Source organism: Paenibacillus planticolens (assembly GCF_013141725.1).
Taxonomy (GTDB): domain Bacteria; phylum Bacillota; class Bacilli; order Paenibacillales; family NBRC-103111; genus Paenibacillus_E; species Paenibacillus_E planticolens.
The window spans coordinates 214,998-221,983 of sequence record NZ_WHNZ01000026.1; the positions used below are offsets into that span (position 1 = coordinate 214,998).

General features: G+C 53.9%; 7 protein-coding genes. All 7 read left to right on the forward strand.

Going from position 1 to position 6,986, the window contains the following annotated elements:
* The first annotated feature begins 29 nt into the window (after nt 1-29).
* The 7 genes from GC097_RS14200 (at nt 30) to GC097_RS14230 (ending at nt 6,710) form a co-directional block, all read left to right on the forward strand.
* Nucleotides 30-1,475 carry a CoA-acylating methylmalonate-semialdehyde dehydrogenase gene (locus GC097_RS14200; RefSeq protein WP_171683948.1) on the forward strand — a complete coding sequence of 482 codons (1,446 nt, stop codon included), beginning with the start codon at nt 30-32 and terminating at the stop codon, nt 1,473-1,475.
* 43 nt (nt 1,476-1,518) lie between these two features.
* Entirely contained in the window at nt 1,519-2,394 is an 876-nt protein-coding gene (gene fba / locus GC097_RS14205; protein WP_171683949.1) for a class II fructose-1,6-bisphosphate aldolase, read from the forward strand.
* Nucleotides 2,394-3,440: an inositol 2-dehydrogenase gene (iolG, locus tag GC097_RS14210; RefSeq protein WP_171683950.1), complete on the forward strand. Its 1,047-nt coding sequence runs from the start codon at nt 2,394-2,396 to the stop codon at nt 3,438-3,440. Before fba ends, iolG begins: the two co-directional genes overlap by 1 nt.
* 21 nt (nt 3,441-3,461) lie before the next feature.
* Complete coding sequence (gene iolB / locus GC097_RS14215) at nt 3,462-4,280, forward strand: 5-deoxy-glucuronate isomerase (RefSeq protein ID WP_171683951.1); 819 nt, start codon at nt 3,462-3,464, stop codon at nt 4,278-4,280.
* A gap of 92 nt (nt 4,281-4,372) precedes the next feature.
* Complete coding sequence (locus tag GC097_RS14220) at nt 4,373-5,383, forward strand: LacI family DNA-binding transcriptional regulator (protein WP_171683952.1); 1,011 nt, start codon at nt 4,373-4,375, stop codon at nt 5,381-5,383.
* Between the two features lie 205 nt (nt 5,384-5,588).
* Nucleotides 5,589-6,485 (forward strand): formylglycine-generating enzyme family protein, encoded by an 897-nt coding sequence (locus GC097_RS14225; protein WP_246294243.1) that lies wholly within the window; start codon nt 5,589-5,591, stop codon nt 6,483-6,485.
* Nucleotides 6,486-6,566: 81 nt separating this feature from the next.
* Entirely contained in the window at nt 6,567-6,710 is a 144-nt protein-coding gene (locus GC097_RS14230) for a hypothetical protein (RefSeq protein WP_171683953.1), read from the forward strand.
* The last annotated feature ends 276 nt before the right edge of the window (nt 6,711-6,986 follow it).

The window sequence follows — 6,986 nt, forward strand, 5'->3', positions numbered from 1 at the left end:
CAGGGCAACAACGAAAGGGGAAACCGACGATGACACAAGTATTGAAAAACTTGATTGGCGGAGCATGGGTAGAGTCAACCGCAACCCAAACCGAAGGCGTAATGAATCCGGCAACCGAAGAAATAATTGCGTATGTGCCTTTTTCGACAAAAGCGGACGTGGATCATGCTGTTCAAGCGGCAAGCGCCGCTTTTAAGACTTGGAGCACTACACCTGTTCCGCGCAGAGCCCGCATTTTGTTCAAGTATCAGCAGCTGCTGGTCGAGCATTGGGAAGAGCTGGCACGCCTCGTGACCAAAGAAAACGGCAAAAGCTACACGGAAGCTTATGGTGAAGTGCTTCGCGGAATTGAATGCGTCGAATTCGCTGCGGGCGCGCCCAATCTGATGATGGGCAAGCAGCTTCCCGATATCGCAACGGGCTTGGAGTCCGGGATGTATCGCTATCCCGTCGGCGTTGTAGGCGGCATTACGCCATTCAACTTCCCGATGATGGTGCCGTGTTGGATGTTCCCGCTGGCGATTGCCTGCGGAAATACGTTTGTTTTGAAGCCGTCCGAGCGGACGCCGCTGCTGGCCAACCGATTGGCTGAGCTGTTTATGGAAGCCGGCTTGCCGGATGGCGTCCTGAATATCGTTCATGGCGCACATGATGTGGTGAACGGCATTTTGGAACATCCAGGCATTAAGGCGGTTTCTTTCGTAGGATCGCAGCCTGTCGCTGAATATGTGTACAAAACCGCTTCTGCGCACGGGAAACGCGTGCAGGCGCTGGCTGGCGCGAAAAACCATTCCATCGTCCTGCCGGATGCGAATCTGGAACTGGCGGTCAAAGAAATTATTAATGCTTCCTTCGGCTCCGCAGGCGAACGCTGCATGGCGTGCTCGGTCGTCGTCGCCGTTGGCGATGTGGGCGATAAGCTCGTTCAGAAGCTGGTCGAAGCAGCGGACCATATTACGATCGGCAACGGCAATGAAGAGGGCATCTTCCTAGGACCTGTCATTCGCGGACCGCATAAAGAGCGTACGCTCCAATACATTCAGACCGGCGAGCAAGAAGGCGCGCTGCTGCTGCGCGACGGACGCAAGGATACGGCTGCAAGCGGAGAAGGCTATTTCGTGGGGCCAACGATCTTTGACCAAGTGCAGTGTGATATGAAAATTTGGCAAGATGAAATTTTTGCGCCTGTGCTGTCCATCGTACGGGTAGATTCCTTGGAAGAAGCGATTGACTTGGCCAATCGTTCGGATTTTGCGAATGGCGCTTGCATTTTCACGGATAGCGGAAGCGCAGTAAGACAATTCCGGGATACGATTGATGCCGGGATGCTTGGCGTCAACCTTGGCGTACCGGCTCCGATGGCGTTCTTCCCGTTCTCAGGCTGGAAGAAATCGTTCTATGGCGATCTTCATGCGAACGGCACGGATGGCGTCGAATTCTATACACGCAAGAAAATGGTCACAGCCCGCTGGTAGTTGAAGCTGAAGACATGATAGAGATCTAGAAGGAGTGGAAGGCATGGCGCTGGTTTCGATGAAGGATATGCTGCAAGAGGCGCTTGAAGAGCAGTATGCCGTCGGGCAGTTTAATTTGAACAACTTAGAGTTCACACAGGCTATCCTGCAGGCGGCTCAGGAAGAAATGGCGCCTGTCATTCTCGGTGTCAGCGAGCCCTACATCCCCTATATGGGCGGTCTCCCCTGCATTGTGGGGATGGTCAATACGCTCATCGAGCATTACGGCATTACCGTGCCCGTCGCCCTGCACTTGGATCACGGCTCAACCTATGAAGTGTGCGTAAAGGCGCTTCACGCAGGGTTCACTTCGGTGATGATCGACGCCTCGCACGCTTCACTGGATGAGAACATCGACGTGACCAAACGGGTCACGCAAATGGCCCATGTCCTTGGGGCAAGCGTTGAAGCGGAGCTTGGCAGAATTACCGGACGAGAGGACGACTTGGTCGTGGATGAAGCCGAAGGAATGTACGCGGTGACGGAGGATTGCGTGAAATTGGTGTATGAGACGGGGATTGACTGCTTAGCGCCTGCGCTAGGTTCCGTCCACGGACCTTATCGAGGTCAGCCTAAGCTGGGCTTCGACCGGATGGGAGAAATACAGCGGTTAACCGGTCTGCCGCTCGTTCTGCATGGCGGCAGCGGATTGCCGGAGAGCGAAATTCGGCAGGCGATTGCTTTGGGGACTTGTAAAATCAATGTCAACACAGATAACCAAGCAGCTTGCACAGCGGCTATTCGCAGCTTTTTACAAGAACACCCGGAAGCTTACGATCCGCGCAATTATATGATCCCCGCGCGGGAAGCGATTAAGGCTTCCGTTAAAGCGAAAATACGTTTGTTTGGCAGTGCTGGCAAAGCGGGAGGGAATGTATGATGAAGAAGATCAGAGTTGGCATCATCGGTGCGGGACGCATCGGAAAAATTCATACCGATAATTTATTGAGATTGCCGCAGGTTGAAGTTGTTGCTGTCAGTGATTTATTTGCCGGAGCGGAATTGGAAGCCTGGGCAGCGGAAAGAGGCATCGAGCAGGTCGTTCAGGACAGCCAGGCGTTAATCGCCAATCCCGATATTGATGCTGTGTTTATTTGTTCGTCAACAGATACGCATGTCCCGCTGATTAAGCAAGCGGCGAAGGCGGGCAAGCACATTTTCTGTGAAAAGCCGGTTTCGATGGACATTGCGCAGACCGAAGAGGCGCTGGATGCTGTGCGTCAAGCAGGCGTTCAGCTGCAAATCGGGTTCAATCGCCGGTTCGATCATAACTTTATACGGGTGAGCGAACATGTGCAGAGCGGTACTATCGGACAGCCGCATATTGTGAAAATCACATCGCGCGACCCGAATCCTCCGCATCCGGATTATATTAAAGTGTCCGGCGGTATTTTCATGGATATGATGATTCACGACTTTGATATGGCAAGGTACGTTACCGGCAGCGAAGTGGAGGAAGTGTATGCACAGGGGAATGTGCTGATCAATCCGGTCTTCGCGGAGCATGGCGACGTCGATACGGCCATTGTGACGCTTCGCTTTGCAAACGGTGCGCTCGGCGTCATCGATAACAGCCGTCAGGCTGTGTACGGCTATGATCAGCGGGTCGAAGTATTCGGCTCCAAAGGCAGTGTTGCCGTGACCAACGATCATCCGAATACAGCGGAGATTTCCACCGCCGAGGGCATCATGCGGGATAAACCGCTGCATTTCTTCCTGGAGCGTTATAATGCGGCTTATACCCTCGAAACTCAAATGTTCATCGACAGCTTAGTGAACGGTCACGCGCTGCCTGTCGAAGGGTACGATGGATTGCAAGCCGAACGCATCGCGCTGGCTGCTAAATTCTCCAGCCTACTGAAGCGTCCAGTGAAAATCAGTGAACTCAGCGAGCTGCGGTCGCAGCAGCCTGTAGCTCAATCATAAGACAGGGAGGCAAGGGATAACATGGCGGATTCAAATCTGATCGTAAAAGCGCATGAGGCGGATAAGGAAGGTGTCGTCCTAACCGTCACACCAGAGTCTGCCGGATGGGAGCATGTAGGGTTCCAGGTTGTCAAGCTTGCTCAAGGCCAAGTTCTGCGCCGTGAAACGGGCAGCAATGAAATCTGCCTCGTTCTTTTGAGCGGGAAAGCGGATGTTGCCACCAAGCTCCAATCCTGGCAAGCTATCGGCGAGCGGATGAGCGTCTTTGAGCAGATTCCGCCCTATTCCGTTTATGTGCCGAACGACGATCTCTACGAGGTTCTAGCGCTGACGGAGGTAGAGCTGGCGGTGTGCGCTGCTCCCGGCTTTGGCCGTTATCCGGCCAGATTGATCGCGCCTGCGCAGGTCGGCGTCGAGTCTCGGGGGTATGGGAATATCGAGCGTAGAATTCATAATATACTCCCTGAACAGGAGTCGGCTGACAGCTTGCTGGTCGTGGAGGTGTTTACACCGAATGGGCACTGGTCCAGCTACCCGCCGCATAAGCATGACCGGGATTCGCTTCCCGATGAATCGCTGCTGGAGGAAACGTATTATTTCCACGTTCAACCCGAGCAGGGCTTTGCCATTCAACGTGTGTACACGGACGACCGTTCGCTGGACGAGACGCTTGTTGTGCGCGACGGTCAAACCGTATTGGTGCCTAGAGGCTATCATCCCGTGTGCGCGCCGCCAGGGTACGAAGTTTACTATTTGAATGTCATGGCCGGCCCTGTGAGGACGTGGAAGTTCCATAATGATCCCGATCACGCCTGGCTGATGACGAAGCCTCGCGAATAAGGGCTGCACTCCGCGGGTTGCAACTTAGGCGCCTTCTGATCATAATAGAATCTAATGATCTAATGTGGAAGAATCAACGATAGGAGAAGCGCATGAAGGCAACCATATATGATGTAGCCCGTGAAGCGGGTGTCTCGATAGCCGCTGTTTCGCAGGTCATTAACGGAAAGGGGAAAATCAGCGAAGAGCGGCGCAATGAAATTTTCCACGTTATGGAACGGTTAAATTATCGGCCAAGCGTTATTGCTGCAGCCTTGACCGGCAAAAAAACGTACACGCTGGGGCTGCTCGTCCCTGATATTTCCAATCCTTTTTTCGCGGAAATTGCGCATGCGGTTGAAGATCAAGGACACAAGCTCGGCTACAGCATCGTCATCTGCTCTACGCATAATGAGGATGAGCGGGTTGAGCGGTACTTGACGCTGCTGCAGCAAAAAAGCGTGGACGGCATGATCATCGGGACCGGCATGGACAATATAGAGCTGCTGACTCCGCTGGCGAACAAGTCGATCCCGATCGTTTCCATCGCCCGGGAGATGGCGAGTCCCTATGTGCAGACCGTGCATGTCGGGGACTTCGAAGGCGGCAAATTAGCAGCGCAGCATTTGCTGGAGCTCGGCCATACCCGCCTTGCCGTGCTTGCCGAGCATTTGAAAGTCAGTTCCTCCCGGGAACGGATTCGCGGGTTCCGCGAAGCGTTAACGGGCGCCGGTCTTGAACTTCCGGAAGCCTGGGTAAAGTCCGGCGGCTTCGATCTGCTTCGCGACGGCAAGCGCCAAGCGCTGGAGCTGCTGCAGCAGGAAGAGCGTCCTACGGCGCTCTTTTGCTGTAACGACCTGCTCGCCATCGGCGCACTCCAGGCAGCCAAAGCTTTAGGTCTGAGCGTTCCGGAGGATGTGTCGATCGTCGGCTTCGACGATACCATATTGGCCTCCGTTACAGATCCGCCTTTGACAACGATTGCTCAGCCGATTGAGGCGATGGGGAAGCTGGCTGTTGATCTTTTGATCGCGCAGCTGGCGAATCCGTCGGAGGCTAAGCTTGCGCAAGTGCTTAAACCGGAGCTTGTGATACGCAAGTCCACCGCTGCGATTAGCGGATGATAAGAAAGGATCAGTCGATGGTTGTCGACTGGTCCTTTCTTGTTGACATGGAAGGTGATATCCTTGTTATATAGAAAAGGATGTCATTTCTTTGCTAAATGAAGAGGGGGAGCTTTATTTGGAATCCAATAAATCCTGTTGTTCAGCAAGTCGGGATTCGGCAGCACAAGTTCAGTCGGGTACTCCGGCTGCGACCCAGGTTCCGCTGCCTGCGAATAGCCCTGTCGTCAGCCAAATCTTGGACAAGTCGGGCATGATCTATTTAAGCGGCGGCGCGTTCCTTATGGGAACGGACGACCAAGAAGGTTTCCCTGCCGATGGCGAAGGGCCGGTTCGAGAGGTAACGGTCAAGCCGTTTTACATAGATCCGTGTACGGTAACCAATGAGGAATTCAAGCAATTCGTTGATCAAACGGGGTATCGGACGGAAGCGGAAGCGTTCGGCTGGTCTTTTGTTTTTCACTTGTTTGTGTCCGAAGCCACAGCTCAGAAAGTGAAATCCGCTGTTCAGCAAACCCCGTGGTGGTGGGTTGTCGAAGGAGCGGATTGGCAGCATCCGGAAGGGCCGGATTCCAATGTGGAAGACCGCTGGGATCACCCGGTTATTCATGTGTCCTATCAGGATGCGCTGGCTTACTGCAAATGGTCTGGTAAGCGTCTTCCGACAGAAGCCGAATGGGAGTACGCAGCTCGCGGCGGCTTGGTGCAAAAGCGCTACCCATGGGGGGACGAGCTGAAGCCGGGCGGCCAGCATAAGTGTAATATTTGGCAGGGGAAATTCCCGGTCAAAAACAACGCCAGCGACGGATATGCGGGCACCGCGCCGGTTAGAGCGTTCGAGCCTAACGGCTACGGTTTGTATAACGTTTCGGGCAACGTTTGGGAGTGGTGCTCGGACTGGTTCAGCCCGGATTATCATGTCAAAGCCAAACGAGTGAATCCGTCAGGACCTCCGACCGGCCAAGCTCGCGTGATGCGCGGAGGGTCCTACTTGTGCCACAAATCGTACTGCAACCGGTACCGGGTGGCCGCTCGGAGCAAGAACACACCGGACAGCTCAACTGGAAATATCGGATTTCGCTGTGCGGCGGATGCCGAGTAACGTGAATTTTCTGTGCAGTCTACAATGGGTTCTCTTTAGGAGGTTTGGTTTACGGTGATCAAGTGTAGAAATTGTTCCAACATGACTGATCTGCAACTGCATAAGTGTACGCACTGCGGAGTAGTGCTGGGTTATTCGGTTGCAGAAAAATTCGATATTCTCGCGGAATCTGTTGAGCATGCCCTGAAGAAGGAATTGGAAGCCAGACGAAAAATGAAGCATTAAGCCATGGATTCATTAATCCATTAATCCATTAATAGACAAGATCCTAATAAGAAATTAGTCCCCTTTGCCGCGCAGGATTGCCGGACAAGGGGATTTCTATATGCTGCCCCCCGTTGATCCCCGCACCACAGCTATGCTACCGCGTGCAGCTCCCAGCACCGCTGCTATGCTACCGCGCGCAGCTCCCAGCGAGTAGTGTGGCGTCGCATGACGGTCGTTAACCAGATGCCGCCCCACCACCACTATTGCCGCATCCGCCCCTATTAGCTGGAAAAA

What these genes read in the sequence shown, in the direction of transcription:
- GC097_RS14220 (WP_171683952.1), top strand. Translation starts at nt 4,373, where the DNA reads ATGAAGGCAACCATATATGATGTAGCCCGTGAAGCGGGTGTCTCGATA.
- GC097_RS14200 (WP_171683948.1), top strand. Translation starts at nt 30, where the DNA reads ATGACACAAGTATTGAAAAACTTGATTGGCGGAGCATGGGTAGAGTCA.
- iolB (WP_171683951.1), top strand. Translation starts at nt 3,462, where the DNA reads ATGGCGGATTCAAATCTGATCGTAAAAGCGCATGAGGCGGATAAGGAA.
- GC097_RS14230 (WP_171683953.1), top strand. Translation starts at nt 6,567, where the DNA reads ATGACTGATCTGCAACTGCATAAGTGTACGCACTGCGGAGTAGTGCTG.
- fba (WP_171683949.1), top strand. Translation starts at nt 1,519, where the DNA reads ATGGCGCTGGTTTCGATGAAGGATATGCTGCAAGAGGCGCTTGAAGAG.
- iolG (WP_171683950.1), top strand. Translation starts at nt 2,394, where the DNA reads ATGAAGAAGATCAGAGTTGGCATCATCGGTGCGGGACGCATCGGAAAA.